25 protein-coding genes are annotated in these 24,740 nt (G+C 62.5%); 8 read left to right on the top strand and 17 right to left on the bottom strand.

From position 1 onward, the window contains the following. Nucleotides 1-20: 20 nt before the first annotated feature. From H281_RS0106355 to H281_RS0106375, 5 genes are all read right to left on the bottom strand, one after another. Nucleotides 21-1,037, bottom strand: coding sequence for an ABC transporter permease (locus H281_RS0106355; protein ID WP_020066245.1), 1,017 nt, complete (start codon nt 1,035-1,037; stop codon nt 21-23). Next, nucleotides 1,030-2,091: an ABC transporter permease gene (locus H281_RS0106360; protein ID WP_020066246.1), complete on the bottom strand. Its 1,062-nt coding sequence runs from the start codon at nt 2,089-2,091 to the stop codon at nt 1,030-1,032. Before H281_RS0106360 ends, H281_RS0106355 begins: the two co-directional genes overlap by 8 nt. Further along, complete coding sequence (locus tag H281_RS0106365; protein ID WP_020066247.1) at nt 2,088-3,617, bottom strand: sugar ABC transporter ATP-binding protein; 1,530 nt, start codon at nt 3,615-3,617, stop codon at nt 2,088-2,090. Before H281_RS0106365 ends, H281_RS0106360 begins: the two co-directional genes overlap by 4 nt. A 61-nt stretch (nt 3,618-3,678) precedes the next feature. Next, a complete protein-coding gene (locus tag H281_RS0106370; protein WP_020066248.1) occupies nt 3,679-4,572 on the bottom strand; it encodes an amidohydrolase family protein in 894 nt (297 codons plus the stop codon). A gap of 42 nt (nt 4,573-4,614) precedes the next feature. Continuing rightward, nucleotides 4,615-4,938, bottom strand: coding sequence for an L-rhamnose mutarotase (locus tag H281_RS0106375; protein WP_027798380.1), 324 nt, complete (start codon nt 4,936-4,938; stop codon nt 4,615-4,617). Between the two features lie 127 nt (nt 4,939-5,065). Here H281_RS0106375 and H281_RS0106380 point away from each other — a divergent pair, with 127 nt between their 5' ends. Beyond that, nucleotides 5,066-6,061: a LysR family transcriptional regulator gene (locus H281_RS0106380; RefSeq protein ID WP_020066250.1), complete on the top strand. Its 996-nt coding sequence runs from the start codon at nt 5,066-5,068 to the stop codon at nt 6,059-6,061. Between the two features lie 15 nt (nt 6,062-6,076). Here the strand turns inward: H281_RS0106380 and H281_RS0106385 are convergent, their stop codons facing one another. The 6 genes from H281_RS0106385 to H281_RS0106415 form a co-directional block, all read right to left on the bottom strand. Then, on the bottom strand, nt 6,077-6,859 hold the full coding sequence (locus H281_RS0106385) for an SDR family NAD(P)-dependent oxidoreductase (protein WP_020066251.1): 783 nt from the start codon (nt 6,857-6,859) through the stop codon (nt 6,077-6,079). Nucleotides 6,860-6,898: 39 nt separating this feature from the next. Continuing rightward, nucleotides 6,899-8,077, bottom strand: a complete 1,179-nt coding sequence (rhmD, locus tag H281_RS0106390; RefSeq protein ID WP_020066252.1) for an L-rhamnonate dehydratase — start codon at nt 8,075-8,077, stop codon at nt 6,899-6,901. Between the two features lie 50 nt (nt 8,078-8,127). After that, on the bottom strand, nt 8,128-9,453 hold the full coding sequence (locus H281_RS0106395; protein WP_020066253.1) for an MFS transporter: 1,326 nt from the start codon (nt 9,451-9,453) through the stop codon (nt 8,128-8,130). 113 nt (nt 9,454-9,566) lie between these two features. Next, entirely contained in the window at nt 9,567-10,319 is a 753-nt protein-coding gene (locus tag H281_RS0106405; RefSeq protein ID WP_020066255.1) for an SDR family NAD(P)-dependent oxidoreductase, read from the bottom strand. A 260-nt stretch (nt 10,320-10,579) separates the two neighbouring features. Further along, on the bottom strand, nt 10,580-10,924 hold the full coding sequence (locus H281_RS0106410) for a hypothetical protein (RefSeq protein WP_020066256.1): 345 nt from the start codon (nt 10,922-10,924) through the stop codon (nt 10,580-10,582). A 170-nt stretch (nt 10,925-11,094) separates the two neighbouring features. Next, the gene (locus H281_RS0106415) at nt 11,095-12,357 is read right to left on the bottom strand and encodes an MFS transporter (protein ID WP_020066257.1); all 1,263 of its coding nucleotides are present in this window, start codon (nt 12,355-12,357) and stop codon (nt 11,095-11,097) included. Nucleotides 12,358-12,722: 365 nt separating this feature from the next. On the opposite strand from H281_RS0106415, the gene H281_RS0106425 reads away from it, so the two are divergent. Then, nucleotides 12,723-12,995: a hypothetical protein gene (locus H281_RS0106425; protein ID WP_020066259.1), complete on the top strand. Its 273-nt coding sequence runs from the start codon at nt 12,723-12,725 to the stop codon at nt 12,993-12,995. 58 nt (nt 12,996-13,053) lie between these two features. Here H281_RS0106425 and H281_RS37620 read toward each other — a convergent pair whose 3' ends face one another. Beyond that, nucleotides 13,054-13,362: a hypothetical protein gene (locus tag H281_RS37620; protein ID WP_020066260.1), complete on the bottom strand. Its 309-nt coding sequence runs from the start codon at nt 13,360-13,362 to the stop codon at nt 13,054-13,056. A 619-nt stretch (nt 13,363-13,981) separates the two neighbouring features. Between H281_RS37620 and H281_RS0106435 the strand changes: the two genes are divergently transcribed. Then, nucleotides 13,982-14,308, top strand: a complete 327-nt coding sequence (locus tag H281_RS0106435) for an H-NS histone family protein (protein ID WP_027775861.1) — start codon at nt 13,982-13,984, stop codon at nt 14,306-14,308. A 28-nt stretch (nt 14,309-14,336) separates the two neighbouring features. Here the strand turns inward: H281_RS0106435 and H281_RS0106440 are convergent, their stop codons facing one another. Together H281_RS0106440 and H281_RS0106445 are read right to left on the bottom strand one after the other, a co-directional pair. Continuing rightward, complete coding sequence (locus H281_RS0106440) at nt 14,337-14,789, bottom strand: low molecular weight phosphatase family protein (protein ID WP_408735235.1); 453 nt, start codon at nt 14,787-14,789, stop codon at nt 14,337-14,339. A 205-nt stretch (nt 14,790-14,994) separates the two neighbouring features. Then, complete coding sequence (locus H281_RS0106445; RefSeq protein ID WP_020066263.1) at nt 14,995-15,675, bottom strand: J domain-containing protein; 681 nt, start codon at nt 15,673-15,675, stop codon at nt 14,995-14,997. Nucleotides 15,676-16,132: 457 nt separating this feature from the next. Here H281_RS0106445 and H281_RS0106450 point away from each other — a divergent pair, with 457 nt between their 5' ends. The 5 genes from H281_RS0106450 to H281_RS0106475 all read left to right on the top strand — a co-directional run bounded on the left by H281_RS0106450 (nt 16,133) and on the right by H281_RS0106475 (nt 20,747). Further along, nucleotides 16,133-16,792 carry an NADPH-dependent FMN reductase gene (locus tag H281_RS0106450; protein ID WP_020066264.1) on the top strand — a complete coding sequence of 220 codons (660 nt, stop codon included), beginning with the start codon at nt 16,133-16,135 and terminating at the stop codon, nt 16,790-16,792. Nucleotides 16,793-17,117: 325 nt separating this feature from the next. Next, on the top strand, nt 17,118-17,333 hold the full coding sequence (locus H281_RS0106455) for a hypothetical protein (protein ID WP_020066265.1): 216 nt from the start codon (nt 17,118-17,120) through the stop codon (nt 17,331-17,333). A 130-nt stretch (nt 17,334-17,463) separates the two neighbouring features. After that, nucleotides 17,464-18,381: a hypothetical protein gene (locus H281_RS0106460; protein WP_020066266.1), complete on the top strand. Its 918-nt coding sequence runs from the start codon at nt 17,464-17,466 to the stop codon at nt 18,379-18,381. A 14-nt stretch (nt 18,382-18,395) separates the two neighbouring features. Beyond that, a complete protein-coding gene (iaaH, locus tag H281_RS0106465; protein ID WP_020066267.1) occupies nt 18,396-19,850 on the top strand; it encodes an indoleacetamide hydrolase in 1,455 nt (484 codons plus the stop codon). A gap of 12 nt (nt 19,851-19,862) precedes the next feature. Then, nucleotides 19,863-20,747, top strand: a complete 885-nt coding sequence (locus H281_RS0106475; protein WP_084690043.1) for a CDP-diacylglycerol diphosphatase — start codon at nt 19,863-19,865, stop codon at nt 20,745-20,747. Between the two features lie 57 nt (nt 20,748-20,804). Here H281_RS0106475 and H281_RS0106480 read toward each other — a convergent pair whose 3' ends face one another. From H281_RS0106480 to H281_RS0106490, 3 genes are read right to left on the bottom strand one after another with little or no spacing between them, the layout of a single operon-like run. Next, entirely contained in the window at nt 20,805-21,557 is a 753-nt protein-coding gene (locus H281_RS0106480; protein ID WP_241077852.1) for a MetQ/NlpA family lipoprotein, read from the bottom strand. Nucleotides 21,558-21,613: 56 nt separating this feature from the next. Next, nucleotides 21,614-22,663, bottom strand: a complete 1,050-nt coding sequence (locus H281_RS0106485; RefSeq protein ID WP_020066271.1) for a formylglycine-generating enzyme family protein — start codon at nt 22,661-22,663, stop codon at nt 21,614-21,616. A gap of 17 nt (nt 22,664-22,680) precedes the next feature. Next, entirely contained in the window at nt 22,681-24,639 is a 1,959-nt protein-coding gene (locus tag H281_RS0106490; RefSeq protein ID WP_020066272.1) for an arylsulfatase, read from the bottom strand. Nucleotides 24,640-24,740: the final 101 nt, after the last annotated feature.

The following is a 24,740-nucleotide window of genomic DNA, read 5'->3' on the forward strand; positions in this document are numbered from 1 at the left end:
GTCCGGGTTTGATGATGACGTTATTGAGAAGAAGCGGACCTCGCGATGAAGCGCCGGTCACGTGCCGCGCGCCAGCGCGCAACCAGATTGGGTATCAGCACCGATGCAAGGAGCAATACGCCGGTGACGATGGTGAGCGTCTCGCTCGAAACGTCGTCGAGCGTCAATGCGTTCTTGAGCACACCGATAATCAGCAGCGACAGCAGCACGCCGATCATCGAGCCGCGCCCACCGAAAATGCTCACGCCGCCGAACAGTACCGCTGCGATCACCGACAACTCGAAGCCCTCGCCGTTGTCGCCTCGCGCGCTGGTGAAACGCAGCGTGTAGACCACGCCCGCGAGCGCGCCCATCAGACCGGACAGCACGAAAAGACGCAATCTGATCTTCGTGACTTCGATGCCGGAGAACGCGGCGGCAGTCGGATTGGCGCCGATTGCGTACAGGCTGCGGCCAAACGCTGTGGACTGCAGCAACACGGTGAACAGCACTGCGCCGACCATCACGATCGCAAACGGCAACGGGACAAAAGTGCCGCCGAGCGTATCCATGCCGAACGCCGTATAGGCCGGGGGAAAATCGGCGACGGCCTGGTCGCCGAGAAGCACGTAGGCAAGCCCGCGAAAGAGTGCGAGCGTGCCGATGGTCACCGCGAGCGATGGCAGGTTCAGCTTGACGATCACAAGCCCGTTCAGCAGGCCCGCCAAAGCGCCGGCAACCAGTACGAGCGCGATCACGACAGGCATCGGCAAGCCCATGTGCCACAGCACACCCATTAACGCGCTGGATGCACCGAGTACCGAAGCCACCGACAGGTCAATTTCAGCGGCAACGATAATCAACGTCATCGGCAGTGCCATCAACGCGATCTCGGTGAGATCCGCCAGCACGTTGCTGAGATTCGCACCGGTCAGAAAGACCGGCGACAGCACTCGCCCGAGCGCGATCGACAGAATCAGTACGATCACGAGCAATACTTCCCATTGCAGCGGCGTTTCGCGTTTGCGCGTGAGCAGCGCGGAATCGGGTTTAGCCATGATCGCGTTTCCTCATCATGCGTTTGGCGACGGAGCGGGCGAGCAACGTATCGGCGGTAATAGCCGCGACGATCAGCGCGCCTTCGATCGCCTGCTCCCAGAATGGAGAGACGTGCAGCACGACCAGTGCAATGCTGATCACGCCCAGCACGAGCGCGCCGAGCGTCGCACCGAGTATCGTGCCGACGCCGCCCGTGATCGCGACGCTGCCGACCACGGCAGCCGCGACGACCTGCAGCTCGATGCCCTTTGCGGTGCTGGCGTCGACGGTGCCGAAACGCGCAAGCCACAGCGCGCCCGCGAAGCCAGCAATTGCACCGGACAGCAGAAAACCCGCCATGACCCGTCGTTCGACGTTGACGCCCGCGAGACGCGCCGCCTCGGGATTCGAGCCGATCGCATAATGCTCACGGCCGCCGCGAAACTGCTTGAGGTAAATAGCGAGAGCAAGCAGCACGACGAGCGCGATCAGCGCAAGCGTCGGTATGCCGAAGAAGGTGCCGGTCGCAAGCCGCGAAAAGGCATCGGGCAGACTGGTGGCGTTGATCTGTCCGCCGTGCACCCACGCATAGTCTGCACCCCGAAATATATAAAGTGTGGACAGCGTTGCAACGAGCGACGGCACGCGCCCCACCGCCACGAGCAGCGCATTGATGCCGCCTGCCACGAGACCGATGCCGAGCCCCGCCGCGAGGGCGACGACCACCGGCATCTGCGGATATGCGACGTACAGGCTGCCCACGGCATAGGCGCTGATGCCGACCGTCGAGCCCACCGACAGATCGATATGACGCATCAGAATGACCACCGTCATGCCCGCGGTCAGCAGGCTGATGATCGACACATTGAGCAGCACGTCGCGCAGATTCTGCAGATTCAGGAACTGCGGCCTCGCGAGAGCGGTGCCCACGATCAGTAGAATCAGCACGACGAACAGCGTCGTCTCGCGGCTCTTCGCGAGGTTCGCTGCGAAGCCACCCGCTGTGGCCGGCGGGCGCTTGGAAGGCGGCGGCGCCTGGACCGGCGCGGGGTGAGTCGAAGAATGGCGCATCATGCCGCGTTCCCTAACGGTGGAATCGGTTGTCCCAGCGCCGCGGCCATGATGCGTTCTTCGTCGGCCTCGGCCCGTGCAATGTCCGCACTGATCCGCCCCTCGTGCATGACCAGTACGCGGTCGGCCATGCCCAGTACTTCCGGCAATTCGCTCGAAATCATCAGCACTGCCATGCCGTCGCGCACCAGTTCGGCAAGTGCGCTATACACCTCCGCTTTCGCGCCGACGTCGATACCGCGAGTGGGTTCGTCGATGATCAAAACTTTCGGGTTCGTGGCGAGCCACTTGCCCAGCACAACTTTCTGCTGATTGCCGCCCGACAGCATGCCGACCGGCGCGTTGGGATCGCCCGCTTTCAGCCGTAGGCGCGTGCCCCACTGGTTCGCGAGCTGCGTCTCGCTGCGTGTCGTGATGAGACCGTGTCTGACGAGACGGCCGAGCACTGTCATCGACGCGTTGCGCGCGATGCTCAACTCCAGCGCGAGTCCTTGCTGCCGGCGGTCTTCCGGTACCAGCGCGAGGCCGGCGCGCACGGCGGCAGCGGGACTGCCGTCCGCGAGCGGTTTGCCGCCTATCTGGATTTGGCCGGCGTCGAGCGGGTCGATGCCGAAAATCGCACGCGCGACTTCGCTGCGACCCGCGCCGACCAGCCCCGCCAGCGCCACGATTTCGCCTGCCCGCACGTCGAAAGAAATGTCCTTGAAAACGCCCACGCGCGTGAGCCCTCGCACCGACAGGCGCGCTTCGCCAGGCGGTCGCTCCGCTTTCGGATAGAACGTCTCCAGATCGCGGCCGACCATTTTTGACACGATCGCGTCGGTGTTCAGATCGGCAGTCATGCCGTCGAACACCTTCGCGCCGTCGCGCATGATCGTAACGCGTTGCGTCAGCGCGAAGACTTCGTCGAGACGGTGCGTGATGAAGAGTATCGCCACATCGCGCTCGCGTAGCTTGCGCACGATTGCAAAAAGACGTTCCACTTCCGTCAGCGACAAGGCCGCTGTCGGTTCGTCCATGATCAGTACATTGGCGTTCAGCGACAACGCCTTTGCGATTTCGATGACTTGCTGATCTGCAATGGACAAGCCGCGCACCAGTTGATCCGCGCGCAGATCGACGCCGAGCGAGGCGAGCAGTCCGTCTACCTCGCGGCGCATCGCGTCGTATTGAATGCGCCCGAACCGGTCGACCGGTTGCCGTCCCATGAAAATGTTTTCCGCGATCGACAAGTCGAAGAACAGCGTAGGTTCCTGATAGATCACCGCGAGCCCGGCATCGCGCGCTTGAGCAGGCGTGGCGAAGCGGCGCGCGACGCCGTCCACCAGCAGTTCCCCGCTATCCGGCTGATGCACGCCCGCAAGAATCTTCACGAGCGTCGACTTGCCCGCGCCGTTCTCGCCGAGCAGCGCGTGCACTTCCCCCGGCCACAACGAGAGATCGCCGTCCGATAGCGCGCGGACCCGGCCGAACGATTTGCTCGCGTGCCGCAATTCGAGCCTCGGCACGGCGGATGTAGGTTGCTGCACTGCGTGTCTCCTTCTTTTACGTTATGGCGTGCCCGTCCTGCTTGTGTCCACGCGACCCGCTTCAGATGCGATAGAAACGCTCGGCGTTACCGCAAAACAGCGCCTCTTTCTCTGCAGCGCTCGCACCTTCGACAATCGTTGCATACGCATGCCACAAACCCGCGTAGGAGCCGAACAAGCGATCGACGGGAAAGTTCGACGCGAACATTGCGCGCTCGACTCCAAACGTGTCGATCGTTTCGAGCACGTAGGGCCGCAAGCTTTCCACAGTCCAGTGATGATCGAACATCGCAAGTCCGCTGATCTTCACGCAGACGTTCTCGCAATCCGCCAGCATGCCCATGCCGTCGCGCCATGCCCGGTAACCGGCGACGCTGTCGCGATCGACGAACATGCCGGCATGGTTGACAGCGAAGTGCGTGTCGCCATGCGCACGCGCCAACGCCGCTGCTTCTTCCATTTGCGACGGATAAAGTTGCAGGTCGAACGACATGTCGTAACGGCGCAGCAACGCAAAGTTCTCACGCCATTGCGGCTCGCGCATGAAATGGCGGCCCACATAGTCGAACAGCCTGTTCTCGTGCACGTTGAGAATCTGCCGGATGCCGCGCGTATTGGCAAACGACGCATGCGCTTCGAGCAACGCGGGCGCATCCGCTGAAGAAAGATCCACCGCGGCGACAATCGCGTTCGGCATGCCGCGCGATTCATGACGATCCGCAATGCCTTGCAGCCAGCGCGTTTCCTCGACGGGGTCGGCGGGATCGTGATTCGCTTCCACGTGCACGACTTTCTTCACATCGATATCCCCGGCTTCGCCGAGCAGATCGGCGAGCAGATAGTCGTGCTTCAGGTCGCGCGCATCGCCAACAAACGACACGCCGGGATTTTCAAGCCACGGATAGCGATGCGTCTTCAGGTCCCACAAGTGAATATGCGAATCGACAACCTGCATGCGATGCCTCCGTCGTTTCAAGCGTGCAATTCAGCGTGAACGTCAGCCGAGCGAACTCAGACGAAACACCTGTTCGAGCGGTTGCTGATGCGGCGTGTGGTCCGGCGCTGTATGCATGATGTCGGCCATGTAATCCCACCATTTGCGCATGACTTCGAGTTCGGGGAGCGCGTCCATCGTGTGATGCGTGGTTCGCGTGAGCACGGCGAATAGATGATCGGTGCCGGGGTCGAAGAAAATCCGGTACTCGCGCACGCCCGCGTTGTGCAACGCGTCAACAAGCTCTGGCCAGATCTGGGCGTGACGGCGCTCGTACTCCTCGCGCATGCCGGGGTTGAGCACCATCCGGAAAGCGATTGTCTCCATTGCGGCTGTCTCGTCGTTATTGGCGCCTTCGCGGCGAAGCGCCTGCAAAGACTATAATTCGTGCGTCGATAGCATCTCAATCCGTAGTTGGGATTGGGCGATCCACAAACCGAATCGCACGGCAACCATGAGCCAACTCTCAGCAACTGTCGCACTCGTCAATCGGCTCAAGTTCAAGCACCTTGCGCTGCTCGTCGCGCTCGACGACGCGCGCAACCTCCACCAGGCCGCCGAAGCAGTGAACGTTGCACAGCCGAGCGCCAGCCGCATGTTGGGCGATATCGAAGAGGCGTTCGGCTTTCTGCTGTTCGAGCGCAACGCGCGCGGCATGACGCCCACGCCGCTGGGCGTCGTCACGCTGGCCTACGCACGGCGTGCGCTCGCCGAACTCACGCGTTTCGCCGAAGACCTGGAAGTCAAACGACGCGGCGGACATGGACAGTTGACCGTTGGCGCGATCATGGGCGCGGCGCCCGATCTGTTGGCAATGGCCGTCGCCGCGTTGAAAACCGAAAGCCCGTTGCTGAACGTCCGCATTCTCGGCGAGACCAGCGACCAGGTGGTGCAATTGCTGCATCGCCGCGAAGTCGACCTTGCGCTTGGACGACTGACGAGTCCGTTGCAACACAACGATTTCAGTTTCGAGCCCCTCGCGCGCGAGACCTTGCTGCTCGTCGTGCGTTCGGTGCATCCGCTTGCGAGCCGGGCGCGCATGACGCTGCGCGAACTGATCGACTGGCCTTGGGTTGCACAGCCGGTAAGCAGTCCGGCGCGCGTGTTGTTCGAGGAAGAACTCGCGCGTGCAGGACTTGCCACGCCGGTCAATCTCACCGAATGCGCGTCGATCTTCGCCACACTGCAATTGCTGGAAAACTACGATGCCGTGGCGATGCTGCCGGAGTCGGTAGTGCGCGATCATTTGCGCGGCAAGCTGCTCGTTGCGCTGCCGCTCGAGATCGGCAAGAGCCTTGCGGGCTTCGGTATTCTTACGCGCAAGGAAGAAACGCTCGCCGAACCCGCGCTGCGCTTCATCGAACTGCTGCGCGGCTTCTCGCGGCTTCTCGCACGCGAAGATACCGCTGCGTCCGCGCAAGCCGCTGCTGCCTCCGCTCCGGTCAGTTGATTTCGGCATCGCGCGTCATTGCAGATTGACGAACAGGCCGCCGTCCACCAGTAACGACGCGCCCGTCACATAACGCGCGCGGTCGGACGCGAGGAACACCACGCATTCGGCCACGTCTTCGGGACGGCCCAGCCGGCCCAGCGGAATGCGCTTTTCGAAGTAGGCCTTCTTCGCTTCGTCGGCGAGATCTTCGGCGTTCAGATCTGTTGCGATCGTGCCGGGCATGACCGAATTGCAGCGGATGCCGTACGGTCCTAACGCAACCGCGCATGACTGCATCAGCGAATGAACGCCTGCCTTGGTCGGCGTGTAATGCGTCTGCATGCCGCCGCCCACTAGCGCGCTGATCGAACTGGTCGCCACAATCGCCCCGCCGGTGCCTTGCGCTTTCATTTGCTGCGCGGCCGCCTGCGTGACGTAGAACGCGCCGTTCAGATTGACCGCGACTGTCGACTCCAGCACCTCCGCCGGCATGTCGAGAAACGCATGGAACGGACAAATGCCCGCGTTGCTTGCGAGCACGTCGACCTTGCCGAACGCTTCGACGGTCTGGCGCACGAGTAGCTGACCCGTTTCGCGCGCGGCAACGTTGCCTTCCACTGCGATCACGCGCCGCCCGAGCGCTTCGATCTGCTCGACCACTTCGGCGACCGCGGAACGGCGTCCGTACGACGCGTCGTTATCGCCCCAGTAGTTGATCGCCACATCCGCGCCTTCCGTTGCGCACGCGACGGCAATCGCGCCGCCAATGCCGCGTGAGCCGCCTGTGACGATCACGACCTTGTCCTTGAGAAGCACGTCATTCTCCTATGCTGGGTGATCCCTGACTGCGGCCCCTCAACGCGGATAAGGCCGCACCAGCGCACATTCCGGATTGAGCCTCACGCCGAAGCCCGGTGTGTCCGGCACCTTCATTCGTCCATTGACGGGCACCGGTTCGTCGAGCAGGAGCGGTGTGAACATGGGCACCACTTCGTCGGCCTTGGGCGCCATCATCAGGAACTCGGAGAAAGGCGAGTTATGACGCGTGACGACAAAATGGTAGCTATACACGGACGAACCATGCGGCACCACCATCACGTTATGAGCATCTGCAAGTGCCGATATCTTGATCAGTTCGGTGATGCCGCCGCACCAGCCCACGTCCGGCTGGATCAGATCGCAGCATTGCATTTCAAGCAGCATGCGAAAGCCCCAGCGCGTCGCCTCGTGTTCGCCCGTGGACACCATCATGCCGCGCGGCACGTTGCGGCGCAGTTCGGCGTAACCCCAGTAGTCGTCGGGCGACAGGCACTCTTCGATCCATTTGAGCCCGTACTCGTGCGCGGCGTGCGCGAGGCGCGTTGCGTACGGCACGTCGAGACTCATCCAGCAGTCGTACATCAGCCAGAAGTCGTCGCCCACGCGGCTGCGCATGTCCGCGAGCTTTTCGAGGTTGAGTTTGAGCCCGGCTTCCCCTTCTGCCGGGCTATGCTGCAACGGCAGTTTTCCGCCGATGAAACCCATCTCCTTCGCCAGGTCGGGACGTGCGCCGGTCGCATAGAACATGAGTTCGTCGCGCACGGGACCGCCCAATAGCTGATACACAGGCTCCTTGCGCACCTTTGCGAGCAGATCCCACAAGGCGAGATCGACGCCGGAGATCGTATTGAGAACCACGCCCTTGCGCCCGTAGTAAAGCGTGGCGTAGTACATCTGATCCCACATCTTCTCGATGTCGGTCACGAGCTGACCTTCAAGAAAACGCGCAAGGTGTTTCTCGACGATGAACGCGCCGATTTCGCCGCCCGTCGTCACCGCGAAGCCGACCGTGCCGTCGCTTGCTTCTATCTCGACCACCAGCGTGCCCAGCACATTGATGCCGAACGACTGGCGGCTCTGGCGATACTCGGGATAGCGCGCCATCGGCGTGGAGATGTGATCGTCGATCCAGTGTCCGCCGGGCTGATCGTGATAGTCCGCGCCGCCGCCGCGGACGATGAAGGCACGCACGTGCCGGATAGTAGGCATGGCCATGAGAGAGGGGCTCCGTGATAGGCGTCGAACGTGTCGCCGGAAATGTGCCCTTAGCGGGCGCGGTGCAGCAAGTCGTGGGTTTTGCCTGGTGCCTGTGCGTGACCACGCAGCAGCGTGCCGATCAGCAGCGCGGCGATGAGGCTCGACGCGCCCAGCACGACCAGTCCCGCAGATGTCGAGGAAAACGCGTGTTCCGCAGCGGTGCGCAAGCTGGGCGCAATAAAGCCACCGAGGCTGCCGAGCGAGTTGATCAGCGCGATGCCGCCCGCGGCGGCCGCACCGGTTAGCAGGCGTGTCGGGAAGGTCCAGAAAAGCGGTTGAGCCGCGATGAAACCGCTCGCCGCGCAACACAACGCAACAAGCCCGATCGCGGGGTCATGAGCGAGACCCGACACGCCGATGCCAAGGCCCGCGACGACAAGCAACGCCGACGCCCACAGACGGTGTCCGCCCGTGCGATCCGCGCGGCGCGGCACATACCAGGTCACCACGAGCGCGCAGAGCCAGGGCAATGCCGCGACGAGGCCGACATGAAATCCCACTGTCGTGCCGAACAGAGCTGCGACTTGTTGCGGCAGATAAAAGATCACGCCGTACACGCTCATTTGAATCAGCAGATAGATCAGCGAGAGCAGCAGCACGCGACGATCTACTAGCGCGGCGAGAAGGCGATGCGGCCCATGCGCGGACGCCGCACGCGCGTCTTCGTCGAGAGCCGAGCGCAGGCTTGTGCGCTCCTGCTCGTTAAGCCAGCGGGCGTTTTCCGGACGATTGTCGAGGTACCAGAACGCCCAGACGCCGACGAGCGTTGCCAGAATGCCTTCGACGAGAAAAAGCCACTGCCAGCCCGCGAGACCCAGCGCGCCATTCAGTTCGAGCAGCAAGCCCGACAATGGACTGCCGAAAATAAACGCCAACGGTGCGCCGAAATAAAACATGCCGACGGCGCGTGCACGCGCGCGCTGCGGAAACCAGTGCGTCAGGTAATAGATCACGCCGGGGAAAAAGCCTGCCTCGGCAACGCCCAGCAAGAAGCGCAGTGTGTAGAACGTGGTGGCGGTATGAGCGAGACACATTGCTGCCGATACGAGTCCCCATGTCACCATGATGCGGCACATCCACGCACGCGCGCCGACACGATGCAGCAGCAGATTACTTGGCACTTCGAACAATGCATAGCCAACAAAGAACACGCCCGCGCCGAATGCGAACGCCGCGTTCGAGAGCCCCGTGTCGTGTTGCAGCGCTTTTTGCGCGAAGCCGATGTTCGCGCGGTCGAGAAACGCCAGCACGTACATCAGCAGCAGGAAGGGCAACAGCCGGCGCATTACCTTGCTGTTGATCGCCTCCAGTGAAGCGCTCGCATGCGGGTCCATGTCGTCTCCTTCGCGCAACTCGCGTTGGTGGCTGCGCGGTTCTTGTATATCGTGCTGCTTGCGGCTCGTATTTTTCGGGGCGCCGTATATCCGCGCGACGCCCGCGCGAATGCTCAGTAAGTGGCGCGTCCGCCCGAAAGGTCGAATACCGAACCGGTGCTGAACGCGCAGTCTTCGGATGCGAGCCACAGAATCAACGACGCCGCTTCCTCGGGCAACAGAAAACGGTTCATCGGAATCTTCGAGAGCATGTAGTCGATGTGCTGCTGCGACATCGAATCGAAAATCTCGGTCTTGGCCGCAGCGGGCGTGACCGCGTTGACGAGAATGTTCTTCGTCGCAAGCTCTTTGCCGAGCGATTTTGTTAGACCGATCAGCCCCGCCTTCGACGCGCTGTAATGCGAGGCGTTCGGGTTGCCCTCTTTGCCCGCCACCGACGCGATGTTAACGATGCGTCCATAGCCCTGCTTCAGCATCTGCGGAACGACCGCGCGGCACGTGAGGTACGGGCCGATCAGATTTACGTCGATCACGCGGCGCCAGACATCAGGCTCCAGTTCCCACGTGGTGCCGTTGCCGCCCGTAATGCCCGCGCAGTTGACGAGTACGTCGATCGCGCCGTGATCGGCGACGGTCCGTTCGACAGCTTGCGCCACCGCCGATTCCTGTGTGAGCTCGACGGTCACTGCCGTCACCTTGCCGAATTCGCTGAGTTCGCGCTGACTGCGCGCGAGACGTTCGGCGTCGACGTCCCATAGGGCGACCGACGCGCCCGATTGCAGCGCCCGTTGCGCCACCGCGTAGCCGATGCCGCGAGCGCCACCAGTAATGGCGACAACGCGTCCGTCCAGATCGATTCGATTCATTTGTGTCTCCTGTCGCACGGTTCACGCGCGCCCAAGTTGTTGTAGCCGTTAGCGTCCGTGTTGCGCTTCACGCCAATATACGAGCGACGCGATGCCTCAACAATCCGAGAATTGGAAAGGTCGATAACAAAAGCGGATCGGGGCGTGGCGGCGCACAAGGCGCCAATGCGACAGGACTTTGGGAAAGGACTGGGGGAAAGGTTACGGCAACTGCGAGGTCTGGCCGAGCGCCGTCGCGACCGTGAATCAATAAGGCCACATCAAAGCGCTTCCTGGCAAAGCGCCATCATTCGCTGAACCATCGTGCTTGCTTCGTTCAGCTCCATTTCGCTGGTGAAGAGCGCCTGTACATTCGACAGTCGCACGGCAACGCCCGCGTCCTTCAGATCCCGGCTCGCGATCTTCAAAGCGAGCTGCCCGATGTTCACGCGTTCGAGCCAGTCCATGCTCATGTTGTTTTTCGCGAGCCACTGGCGGCAGCATTGGACGACGTGATCCACACGCCAGTCCGCACTGAGTGCATAGGAGGCCGCTGCGATCGCTACGAGAAAGCACAGCAGTTCCGCGCGCGTGGCAGAGGGTCGTGTCGATTCCGTGTGTTTCATCCGCTTGTCTTTTGCGTGGGTGGCGTCCGGCTTTCGCCTGGCTTACGGCTTGTGCTTCGTTCATCAGCACTCGCCGGGCGTGTCAAATGTATAGATAGTCAGCAAACGAAATTGCGGGCGCGCGCTTGAAAATCAATACCACATCGACGCCCGCAGACCTGATTGCGTGACTAGTCTCCACACGCCGCACTGCACTCGGCGCAAGCTACCGCTTTCGGCGCGAGTTTGCCCGCGCCGCTTCGGCCGAAGCTCACGAGCGCCGCCAGGCCGAGCAACGCGAGGCCGCTACCGAACAGAAAGTCGGTGGAAATGCCGACCTGATCGACCACGATACCGCCGACTAGCGAGCCCACCGCGATCGCCACCTGAATGATGCTCACAAAAAGCGCAGAGCCCGCTTCCGGTGAATCCGGCGTGGCTTGCTGAATCCAGATGCTGAAGCATAGCGGCAACGCGCCGAAAGAAACGCCCCACGCGAGCACGAGCGCGACGACGCCGATCGACGAATGCTGCAACATGGGCAGCAGAATGAGCGCGAACATCAGCAGCGAGATCATTGCGCCGAGCGAGATTTTCAGGCTGCGCGTGACCGTCGACGAAACCGCAAAGTTCGAGAAGAACCCGATGATGCCGAAGCCAAGCAACAACCAGGTGACAGTCGCCATCGAGAGATTTGCATTGCGCAGCAGGAACGGCGTGATGTACGTGTACGACGAGAAATGCGCGCCGAACACAAGCCCGACCATCACCATGCTCCGGCGCGGATAGGGCCTGCGCAGCAGCGAAACCAGATCGTTCAGCCGCAATGCGACGCTCGACGGCAAAGACGGCACGAACAGGAACTGTGCGATGAGCGCAGCCGCGACGAGACCGCCCGTTGCCATAAACGACGCGCGCCACGACGCGAAGCTGGCAATGAAGGTTCCGAGCGGCACGCCGATCACCGTCGCACAGGTCACGCCGGTGAGAATGGTGGCCATTGCGCGGGCCGAATCTTTCGGCTGCACGAGGCGCCCGGACGCCGCAGTCGCGAGTGTCCAGAAACCGCCCAGCGCGGCGCCGAGCAATGCGCGGCCCACCAGCATCAAACCGAAGTTCGGCGCAAACGCGGAAATCAGATTCGACGCAAGCAATAAGGCCGTGAGTAACAGAAACACGAGCCGCCGATCCATTCGACCGGCGACCAGCATCAAGCCGGGCGCCGAGATCGCGGCGATAACGCCGGGCACAGTGACCATTAAACCGGCCGTACCGGCAGACACGCCGAGATCCGCGGCGATGCGCGGCAACAGGCCAACCGGCAAAAACTCCGTGGTGACGAACGCGAAGGCGCCGATCGCAACGGCCACGACTGCGAGCCACGAACGTAGCGACGACGATGGCGCATCGCCGGGCGCGACGGCGCTCGCCGGCAGATTATCTTCTCTTAACATAGTATTGTTTGCGAGTTATTAACAACGAATGGGATTAGAGCAACTGCACATTGCTAATCACCTTCGAAGATCGACTCGCAAGCTGTACGGCACGAGTAAAAAAGCAGGCCATATTGGCCTGCTCTGAATTTCGATCGACGAAGTGGTGGGTGCATGCTGGACGGAACACACCTTAACATCGTATTAAATCGCTCGCTGAGCCCTGCGAAAAATTGCAGTTGCGGGTGGGGTTATTCGAGCGAATCGAGCGTCGTTGTGCGCTCACCTTTCCTGCGACGGCGACGCACGGCAGCGTTGGGCATGACGCTTGCTGAATGCGCGGACAGCATCTAGCGCACTCATCGCTCACTCAAAGGAATTCGAACATGGTTAGCACCCGCCCCTGCACCGCGACCTGCGTCATCGACGGCATGCCGGTCACCCTGACCTTTTATCCCGACAGCGGCATATTGCGGATCGCCGATCCGTCGGGTACATGTATCAAGGAAACGCGCTGGCATGCGTCGTGGCGTTCGCTGCTCGACGAGTTTCGCCGCTTCGGCGAGCGCGCCGCGATGCAAGGACCGGGAGTCGAGGCGATGGTGAGCCGCATCGTCGAAAGCTCCGAAGACACAACCGCGCAACCCGCGCTGGCATGAACGGAAACGCGAGGCGGTGCGCCCGCTGGGAGCGTGCCACCTCGACGTATTGCGCGGCTTACCGCCCGAAGTAAATCCTGCATTGCGGGCCGCCCGAACAGGGCATATTTTGCCGGGTTCCCGATTCTGAGCGCCCTGCCGCCGTCCCGCCATAAGAGACATTCTGAACGGACTGAGAAGCCGTTCCCGCGGGTTCTATCAACGACATGTCGGTCGTTGCCTGTGCCGATTCGTTCGCGTGCTGCATCAGCCTGTGGCCGGAAGTTGTGCCGGCGCCCGGCTGAGTTGGCGCGTCGTCGGCGTTTGCGGCTCGCGGCGCGAGGAAAAGAATGGCGGTCACCACCGCCATCAATAAACGAAGTTTCATGGTCCAGACTCCTTGAATCCGGCGCAGCAGTATCGCCCCTCCCCAATAATCGATCTGCGTAAAAAACTTTCTGGCCGATGGAGGCCGACGCAAGTGCCAATAGCGACGCGGGCCCGCTGCGTCGACCCGTCGAATGCAACCAGCAACGAGTCGCCCGCGCCCTGGCCGGCGCCGGCTACGCTAGTACGATGCGGGATCAGGCGCCTCAGGCTGGAAAACACGGATTGTTCTCTCCGCTATTCTTTTATAGTTCGGCCGCCACGGAATTCAAATTGGCGCACGGAAAGGGTGAACAATACTGGGGGCGGAGCGAACAACCTTCGCATGAGCGTTCAAATGCGACAAAATCAGTTAAAACGGTGCGTGCATTGCGCGCGCAGTGCGTTATGATGCTGTCATAACCACAAGAAAGGGCCGCGCGCGGAACGCCGTCGTAAGACAGTGCGTGGACGCGAGACCAGCCGCCCAAATCAGTGCATCGTCATCATCGTTGTTTCCAATTTCGATCAATAACCTCACCGCGGACCGGCGCCATTTAATTGGACTCGAAGCTCTCGCGGGTTTTCCTCGCAATCTGCATTTGACAGAACGCTGGACGCTTTAGAAGGACTAATATCTTATGGACGAAAGGAAGCGAGATAGCATGATTGCGTATCTCCGCCATCGCATGGAAGAGTTTGGCATCAAACCGGAAGACCTTGCCGCCCTGCTAGCATCCGAACCTGCCGCGCAAAAGAACGCACGCTACCGCAGCGCGACAGGAGACAGCTGGGACGGCCAGGGGGAAATGCCCCAATGGCTCAAGCAGGCAATCAGCGCAGGCCAATCAATCGACCATTTTGAATTATCGGCTCCGCCCGCACCCGCGCCGCAGCCGAAAAAGCGCGTCGACTGGAAGAACGATCCATTTGCAGGCAGTCCGCTCGCGCGCTCGAACGAGCACTGAGTGGCCGGCGCCGCGCTATCGCTATACGTTACAGGTTGGGCAAACTGGCAGGAGCACGAGTGCGTGCACCGCGGGCCGACATCGCTCGCGACAGCAGCGCATCTTGCGGCGCTTCAATAAAGGCGCTTAACTGACGCACGATTTGCCAGAACACCTTTTGAAACACGCGAACGCGCTCTGACTCGGATATACCGTCGGCGAGCGGATTGGCAAAATGCCAGGCAGCGAGTTCGGGGTCTCCCGGAAAGGCGGGCGCATGCGGAACCGCAACGCTCGCGTCGAGCGCGACCACGAGATCCATGCGGGGCGCCCATTCGCCGGTGAATTCAAGCCAGCTTTTCGGGCATAGCACGCCGAGGTCCGACACGCCGGGCCGCAGTTGCGCGACCGTCAATGGATGAACCCGCAAGGCCGGCTCGGGCCCTCCGCTGAATGCCTCGAACCGGTGCCCGGCCAGTTCCCGAAGCAAAGCTTCCGCCATGATGCTGCGTGCTGAATTCTCACGACAGAGAAACAGCACTTTATATTTCCTGGTCACGCTTACCCCGTACTCTGTTTTTGTATCTTCTAGGTGCGATTGTGCCCGCTGAGTCTTGCGCCCCCGTGACAGTACGATGTCTTTAATCCGCGCGCTACGGGAATTTGCCCCTGGAAACGCCCTGAAGTGGGCGAGCGAAGCCAGATAATCAGAACTTCAGCCCATTGAGGAACTGAAACCACAGCCCGCCCAAGCCTCCGGCCGGATGTGTCTCCCCTGCCGCTTCCTCGCGTTTGCCGTGGGCTGCGCGAGCGGCATGCGCGTCGCGATCGGCAGGTTCTTCGCTATGAGCGCCCGCCGTTGCCGGTTCAAATGACCTGTCGGCGCCCGCTTCGACGGACGCGGCCTCAGTAGCAGTTGGGTTGACCGTTGTCTCGCGCCGCGAAGCCTGCAACGCCGCCACGCTATCCGCGATCTGCGCGGCGCGCGCGGGATCGCATTCCCGCCCGAGCAGTACGCCGAACACGACATCGCGGTTATGGCCTTCGTCGGCGAAACGCATTGCAAGTGCGACCATTCTGGCGTAAGCCGCCTCTTCTGCCGCGCGTGCCGCTGCCTCGCGCTCCGCCTGTGCCTGTTGATGACGCGAGCGCTGCCGCTCCCATTCCCGCATCTGCTCGGCGTAGACCGCGTCGTACACCTTGCGTTGCTGCGCGTCCGACAGAATCGCGTAGGCGTCGCGAATCTCCTGGAAGGTGGCGCGCGCAACTTCCTCGGCGCCCACGTTGCGGTCGGGATGCCACTTCATCGCGGCCTTGCGGTACGCGCGTTTGATTTCTTCGCCGGTGGCGTGCATGGGCACGCCGAGGGTGTCATAGAGGGTTGCCATTTGCCTGCTCGAACTCGCCGGGTATCGTGTCGCGGACCATCGTAGCACGCGATAAACGGCTGGACCGTGAACGCGCGGCGTCTGCGCGTCGTGCGAACCGACGGACAAAAAAAAGCCCCGCCACTAACGTGGCGAGGCCGAGTCCCATGTCAAGGAGTGTCATGGAGGAGACGCTTCGATCATAGCGGCCACCACTTGCGCCCCCAACCAATTGTTCGCCATATGCTTATCGGGGCCCGTGAAGTGCGGACAATCAGATGCGATCGGCGCAAATCGACACGGGCGGAGCCACCCAAGCGCACACCCACGGCTCGCGGTTATATGGTTAGAACAAAAAGTCGCTTCGTGCGGGGCCTCGCGCTCATTAAGATGGTGCTTCAAAGTCCGGTTTAGCCCGGCCCGCCTCAGCGCGGACTCGCGCGAAAGCGCCGTGATCCGCTACAGAAGGAGCATTTCGTTGACCAGTTTCGACCATAACCGCCGGCCGCTCGTTGTCGGCATTGGCGGCACGACGCGGGCGGCCTCGTCGACCGAGCGAGCGCTCGGCTTTGCGCTGCGCGGCGCTCAGGCGGCGGGTGCCACCACCCGGCTGTTCGGCGGCACGTTCCTGCATAGCCTGCCGCATTACGCGCCGGAACACAGCGAACGCACCGACGAACAGCTCGAACTGATCGAAGCCGTGCGCCACGCCGACGCGCTGATCATCGCGACGCCGGGCTATCACGGCGGCGTCTCCGGACTCGTCAAGAACGCGCTCGACACGCTGGAGGAACTACGCGCCGACGAGCGTCCGTATCTGGACGGCCGCGCGGTCGGCTGCATCGTGACCGCCTATGGCTGGCAAGCCGCGGGTTCTGTGCTGACGTCTCTGCGCTCGATCGTGCACGCGTTGCGCGGCTGGCCGACGCCATTCGGGGCCGGCATCAACACGCTCGAAACACGCTTCGATAGTGTCGACACCTGTTCCGACGCAAAGGTGGTCGATCAACTCGCTACCGTCGGCCAGCAAGCCGCGCAATTCGCGCTGGCCTTCAACGCGCATCGCGCGGCAAGCCCGAATGCATCGGGTACCTCACAGCAGCACGCGCAACCCGCACGTCTGCTGCACGCGGTTTAATCCCTCGCCTACGACGCCCTGGGCCGCATTCGCGGACCGGGGGCACTCGCGCTTGTACGAACCGTGCGCCACATAACAGACTAATAACGTTGCGCGCGGGATAGTGTGTCCGAACCCGGCAAACATGCCGTTACCCGGTCTTCTGACAAGCGTTCCGGACCTCCGCTAATTTGCTTGCGAAGAAAGATTGGTTCACGGGCCCTTCAGTGCGGCCTACGCTTGAGCCTGCCCGCCGACTCATCCGCCGCCTGATGCCCACGCAAACGCGTGGCGTCATATGCACCGGCTCCTTGCAACATAAGCGGGCATCTTCACTGCCACAACTATGAATTCACATATTCGCTACAAGGGCTACGAAGTTGCACCGGCCGCGCAACGTTTGCCCAATGGGCTGTTCGCCGCCAACCTGACCATCGAAAAAGCCAGCGCGAGCCGCAGCCAGGCATACTGTTTCGACGCGCTCGATTATTTCTTTGACGAAGAACACGCGCTCGACTACGCGTTTCGCTGGGGACGCATGTGGGTCGATAATCAGCAGTGACCCCGCAGTGACCCGCAGTGCCGCCCAGTGGCCACGATCATCGGGCGCCTGCAGTGCACCGCAGGCGCCGTATCCCGGGGCAATGTGACAGAATAGGCGACACATCGAGTTCGCTCTCTGTACGCTTGCCATGTCCGACTCATTGATAGATGTAGCCGAAGACCACAGCCTGCGCCACTGGACCTTCACCGGCACCGCCCGCGTGAAGATCGGCTCCGAGGCGCACAAGCACATGTTCTGCCGCATGTTGCTCGAGACTCACGATCCCTACAAACCCGCCGTGATCGACTGGCCTGCGCTGTCGCCCGATGCCCTCGAGCGGCTGTGCTCGCTGCCCATCTGGGACATTGCGGTGCAGACCGAAGGCCGCGCGTCGATCAACGTTCACACTTACGCCGAGCGACTGAGCGACCCGCTGCTTCGCGAAGCCATCACGATGGACGGCGACGAAGAGGCCCGTCACAAACGCGTGCTTGCAAAACTGATTGCGGCATACGGCATCGAGATCGCGCCCGAACCGCACTATCCGCCGCCGCGCGATCCCGAATGGGCATGGATGCGCACGGGCTACAGCGAGTGCATCGACAGTTTCTTTGCGTTCGGCCTGTTTCGCGCCGCGCAGCAGTCAGGCTATTTTCCCGAAGCGCTCGTCGAAACTTTCGAGCCCGTGATCCAGGAAGAAGCGCGCCACATCCTGTTTTTCGTTAATTGGGTCGCGTGGCATCGACATAACATGCCGCTGTGGCGCAGGCCGTGGCACGCGTTGCGCGTGGCCGCGATCTGGGCCGTGCTGATCTGGGAGCGCGTAGCCATTGCGAGAGGCATCGACGCGAACGGCGTCGCGCACGACTCGAACTTCCTGCCCGCGAACAGCAGTGTGATCGGCAAAGGGCTCGAAACGCCCGAACTCATCGAGCTATGCCTCGCGGAGAACGAGCGCCGCATGAGCGGCTATGACGTGCGGCTGCTGCGTCCGCGGCTCGTGCCCACGCTCGCGCGATTCGCGTTGCGTTTCATCACCCGTTCGCGTCGAACAAACACTGCATGATAAGGAGCACGTCCATGACATGGACCGTCGATGAACAGCTTGCGTTGAGTGCAACCGACGCAGTCGCCGCGATCCAGTCGGGCAGGCTCAAGGCAACAGATTACGTCGCGACACTTCTCGCGCGAGCGGCGGCGCTCGGCACGCTCAACGCGCTGACCGTGATCGATCTCGACGGCGCACTTGCCGCCGGCCGGCGCATCGACGCGCTGCCCGCGTCGGCGAGAGCGCAACTGCCGCTTGCCGGACTGCCGATCGTCGTTAAGGACAACATCAATACCGCGGGACTGCAGACCTCCGCAGGCACGCCCGCTCTCGAAGGTTTCGTGCCCAGCACCAACGCGCGTTCGGTGCAACGTCTCATCGACGCCGGCGCGATCATTCTCGGCAAGGCCAACATGCACGAGCTCGCGTTCGGCATAACGAGTACCAATCTCGCGACGCATGCCCGGCCGGTGCGCAATCCGTACGATCCCACGCTGATTCCCGGAGGCTCGTCGGGCGGCACGGCGGTGGCAATCGCTGCACGCATTGCGCCCGCGGGGCTCGGCACCGACACCGGCGGCTCGACTCGCATCCCCGCCGCGTTGACCGGCACCGCGGGATTTCGTCCGTCGGTTGGCAATGGCGGCACCGAGCGGCGCTATCACGACCCTGACGCCGTGGTGCCGATCAGCCATACCCGCGACACCGTCGGACCGATGGCGCGCACAGTAGCCGATATCGCGCTGCTCGACGGCGTGATTACCGGCGAGGGTGCGTTGCCCACCGTCGCGCTGAACGGCTTGCGCATCGGCTTGCCGGCGCCGCTGTGGGAAGGTCTCGCGCAGCAGGTCGAGGACGTGGCGCGCGCCGCGCTGAATCGGCTCGAAGCAGCGGGCGTTGTTTTCGTGCCGGTGGCGATGAGCGAACTGAACGACCTCAACGGCATGGTCGGCGGCCCGATCGCTATTCACGAAGCGCGCGACGATGTGAACGCCTGGCTCGTCGCCAACCAGGCGCCGGTGCAGACCGTCAGCGAACTGGCGGCTCGCATCGCGAGCCCCGATGTGCGTGCAATTTATGACGTGGTGATCGCAGGCTCGCTCGACGCGCACTACGAGGCGGCGCTTAATCACTGGCGGCCATTGCTGCAGGCCTATATCGCTGCTACTTTCGCCGACGAACGTCTCGATGCGCTGCTGTTTCCCACCACACGGCTCACTGCGGTGCCGATGGACGAGATCAACGGTTCATCGACAGTCTCCATCGACGGCGCGCCGCCCATCGATACGATGGAAGCGTTCCTGCGCAATACCGATCCGGCCAGCACGTCAGGCATTCCCGGACTGTCCTTGCCCGCGGGAATGAGCGCACACGGTTTGCCGGTCGGTCTCGAACTGGATGGACCGCTTGGCAGCGACAGGCGTCTGCTCGCCATCGGCGTGGCGTTCGAACAGTTACTGGGCACATTGCCGCCGCCCGTGCTTTAAGCAAAATAAAACATGCCGATAGAAATAACTCGCCCTCAAGCTCACGCTCAAGATCATGCTCACGTTCAGGCTCAAGCGCCGATAAGAACACCTCCAGATACGCCTCGATTTTCCGGATCCGATGGTCGCCGACCAACGGAGGCACGCACACGTTACTTCCGGCGCGTCGTTGCGGCGCTGGGCATCGCGCTTGCCGCCGCCGGATGCGCGCGTCTTGCGGCCGTCGATTCCAATGCGTTATGGAAGATCGTCGACATGCGCTGCGTGCCTTCGCAACAGGCCACCGGCACGCCCGGTCAATGCACGTTCGTGGATCTCGACAAACGCTATGCAATCCTGAAGGATATCGTCGGCCGCTCGCAGTATCTGCTGATTCCGACCGACCGTATCAGTGGCATTGAAAGTCCGCTCTTGCTCGCGCCACATGCGCAGAGCTATTGGGCCGACGCGTGGACCTCACGCGACTACGTGAATCGCTCGGTCAAGCGGACGCTGCGCGACGATCAGTTGGGGCTCGAAATCAACTCCCAGTTCCGCCGCTCGCAAAACCAGTTGCATATTCATATCGATTGCATGCGCCGCGATATCAGCGACGCGCTCGCGCGCCACGCGAAAGACGCGCCCGGCGAATGGCATTGGGACACGCTCGACGGCAACCGTTACCGGATCATGCGAATTACCGCGCTGAACGGCACGAGCGATCCGTTTCGCCTTGTTTCGCGCGACAACCGTAACGCCGATGCAATGGCGCTGCAAACCATCCTTGTCACGGGTGCGGGACCATCGGCAGAGAAAGATGGCTGGCTAGTCGTGAACAGCGGCCTCGATGCAGACAATGGCAGCGGGTCCGCCGAAGGTCTGCTCGATCACTCATGCCACGTCGCCGACGCCTCATAGCAGCAGCGGATTCGAGGGGCGATCCCGGGCCAGCGCAGGATGCGAGCGGGATCGCGCTCACCATGGCCGGCGCACCGAGTCCTGATAGCGCGTCAGAATGAAATGCGCTACATCGTTCGAGTGATAGGCCGACACCAGTTGCGCGACCCACGGCTCGCCCCGCTCGGCCTCGCGCACCGCCAGCACGCCGGCGTACGGTGAGCGGGCGTCCTCAATGCCGATGCTGTCGCGTGCAGGATAAAGTCCGGCCCGTTGCGCGCTCTCGCTGTCCATCACGACAATCGTTGCCGCATTCAACGCCGCGACGAGCCGGTTGCGGGGCAGCGCACGCAGCGTCAGGTTCAGGCGATTGCCCGTCACATCTCGCAACGTCGCGTGAAGGCCGGCGCTGTCGTCGAACGTTAGCAGCGTGTAGTTCTGCAGCAGGACTAGCGCCCGCGCCATGCCTTCCCGGTCGTCAGGAATGACGACACTCGCGCCGCGCCGGATTTGCGCGAGGCTCGTCAGTTGGCGCGAGTAGAGCGCCATGGGCAGGGTGACCGTCGTCGCCACTTCATAAAGCGGAAAGCCGTGTTTTCTGCGCGACGCTTCAAAACCTGGGCCGTCTTCGAAGCTTGCGGCGTCGATACGATGCGCGGCAAGCGCCGCGTCGATCTGCGCACCGCTATCGAACGTCACCACGTCGATGTCGAGTCCGCGAGCGGTTGCGACGCGCCGCACTTCGTTCATGATTTCGGCATGCGTGCCGCGCCTGACGCCTACTTTCACGGCCGGCTGCGCGGCATCCGCGAAAACTGCCGATCCGCACATAGCCGCCGCGCCGATCAATACCGCGCTGATCGCTGCGTTAACAACACGTCGCGGATTCATCCTTTGGTGTCCCGCAAGATGGTCCTGAACCCGATATGCGATGCCGGCAGATCCGCTTCCTGTTGCTCGCGCGAGGACGCCCGGTAGCGCACGCAGTAATCTCGCGAGCACAGGAACGAGCCGCCCTTGATGACCATCGGCGTGTCGTGTCTGCGCGCGGCTGGTGCGATTGCCGCGGTATCGCCATTCGTATGCGATTGGTGTTCGCCCGTGTAGACGTCCCTGGTCCACTCCCATGCATTGCCGATCATGTCGTACAGCTTGAACCCGTTGGCCGCATAACAGCCGACGGGCGACAGACCCACATGCTTGTCCTCGTTCGTATTGAGAACGGGGAACACGCCTTGCCAGTAATTTGCGGCGGGCTTGCCTTGCGCGTCGCGCGGCGCCGTGTCGAGGTCCGCGCCCTCCTGCCCGCCCTTCGCCGCGTATTCCCATTCGGCCTCGGTCGGCAAGTCGCGGCCGAGCCACCGTGCATACGCGAACGCATCGGCTTGCGTGACGAGCGTCACCGGTTGACTCATCTGCGCGTCGATGTTGCTGCCCTCGCCCGTCGGATGCCGCCACGATGCCCCCTTGACCCAGCTCCACCACGCAAGGTCGCGTGCGTTCATTTCTTCCCGCGTCGGAATGTGGAAGACCGCCGCGCCGCCCTGCTTTTCAGCGTCGGTGACGTAGCCGGTCGCGCGGACGAACTCGGCGAATTGTGCATTCGTCACATCGGTCTGATCGATCCAGAAACCGCCGACGCGCGTAAGACCGTCGCCCACCGGCCGCTCGTTTGCATAACCGCGTGTGCTGCCGAGCACGAAGGTGCCGCCGTGCAGATGCACCATGCCGGCCTTCGCGTCATCGCGCCAGCCGGCGGGCAGACCCGCGTAGCGCTCGCACTGCGCTTCTGAGCCGAGCGGCGCAAGCGGGCGCGCGCGGTTCATATCGTCGAAGCCCGCCGTTCGCGCGGGCCACGCCGCGACCGCGAACGCGACGCAGAAAACGGCGGCGAACAGGCCGCCAAAGCCGGCAAGCGTTCTTGCTCTGATGCTCATGACCGTGGCAATTCCGCTCAGTAGTAGCCGCGCGGCCGCAGCGGTTCGACGCCGCCGACGGTGGACATGTATGCGTTCCACTGCTGCACGAGTCCGTCGATGATCGACGGATTCTGCGCCGCCACGTCTGTCGTCTCGCCTCTGTCCGACGTCATGTCGTACAGCTGCCAGTGCCCGTCGACGGGACCGAGCGGCGGCTCCGTCCACAACGCCTTCCATTTGCCGTCGGCGCTGCGCAGATAGCCGCGACCGTACGCTTCATCGCCGAACGACGCGGTATGCACGGCGCTGTTCGACTGGTCGCTCAGAACCGCCAGCAACGATTGCCCCGTGACGGGATACACGTAGCGGTTGTTGTAGACCACCTTGCCCTTGTTCTGATCGACGCCCGTCAGCAAGTTGATCAGCGGCGGAGCGGGCTGCGTCGGCGGCGTCACGCCCGCGACGGCGAGGAACGTGGCCGTGTTGTCGGTGACGTGCGTGAAGACACGCAAGGTTGGTTTCTGCACGGTCTGCCCGGGCAAATGCACGATCAACGGCGTCGATACGCCGCCCTCGCCGGAATAGCCCTTGGTCAGACGGAACGGCGCCGCGCTGACTTCGGCCCAGCGCAAGCCGTACTGCAAGCGCTTCGCGTTCTGCAGCCCGTTGTCGGTGCCGAGCGTCGAGTAGACCGGCTCCGCCGCGTTCGCCGTATCCGTCGCCGTCGGGTCCGCGCCGGAGTCGATCGGCCAGCCTTCGGCCCCGTTGTCCGACTGGAACATGATGAACGTGTTGTCGTACTCGCCGATGTCCTTCAGATGCTGGATCAGCAGGCCGATGTTGTGATCGAGGTTGTCGACCATGCCGGCATAGATTTCCATGTAGCGCGCCTGCGCTTTCTTTTCATCGGCTGACAAACTGGCCCACGACTTGTTCACATTGCCCGGACCGTAGTCGCTATAACCTTGCGCGGCGCTATGGACGGCGCTGACGTATCTCGCGTTGACGGTGCCGTTGCCCGCGGTCGCCGGCGTAGCCGCGAGCGTTTCAGGCGCGCCTGCATACGGGTTGAAATCGGCGGGAATGATACCGAGCGCCTTTTGTCGCGCGATGCGCGCCGCCCGAACCGCGTCGTAGCCGGCGTCGTATTTGCCCGCATACTTGTGCAGATACGGTTCAGGCACCTGCAGCGGCCAATGCGGCGACGTGTACGCCGCATACGCAAAAAACGGCTTGCCGTCGCCTCTGTGCGAATCGATGTACGAGATCAGTCTTTGCGTATAGAAATCGGTCGAATAGAACACGGCCGGGCTGCCGCCCGCGCCACCCGGTTGTCCCGGCTGACCGGGCTGAACGTACTGCCCGTCTTCGGTGTAGTTCTTCGAGCCGGCGGGCTCGTGTGCGAAGTGATTCGTGGCGGCGCCGCCGAGCAGCGCGTAACTGTGCTCGAAGCCCCATTGGTCCGGCGTCTGTCCACTGCCCGTCGCGCTGCCCACAATGCCCGAGCCGATATGCCACTTGCCCGCCATGTACGTGTGATAGCCGGCGTCCTTGAGTAGCTGTGCGACCGACAGCGCGCGATCGTTCAGATAGCCTTCGTAGCCGGGCAGACCTTTGCGTTCGTCGGTCGGCACACCCATCGTGCCCTCGCCGACCAGGTGGTGGTCGGTGCCCGAAATCAGCATCGCTCGCGTGATCGCGCAAACCGTGCCTGTGTGATGGTTCGTGAGAATGCGTCCGGATTGCACGAGCGCATCGAGATTCGGCGTGTCGATGTCGCCGCCGAACGCGTGAATGTCCGAGTAGCCGAGATCGTCCGCCATGATGTACAGAATGTTCGGGCGTTTCGCGGCCACCGGCGTAGCAGCCGGCGGTGTTGGAGAAACCTCGCCGGAACACGATGCGAGCGCAACGATACTGGCAACGGCGGCACCGAGTGCCCGCAGCCTGGGAATGGTGGGGAACGCCGCCGGATGCGAACTCGAGCTCTTCATTGTTGTATCGGCCGTGGTTGTCTGAGCGCGAGATGGTAGCAACCGGTAATTCGCCGCCCAACCAAGGTTTAGTGAAAAGCTAGAGACGTTCTGTGCTAAAG

The organism is Paraburkholderia caledonica, from assembly GCF_000383275.1.
Classification (GTDB): Bacteria; Pseudomonadota; Gammaproteobacteria; order Burkholderiales; family Burkholderiaceae; genus Paraburkholderia; species Paraburkholderia caledonica.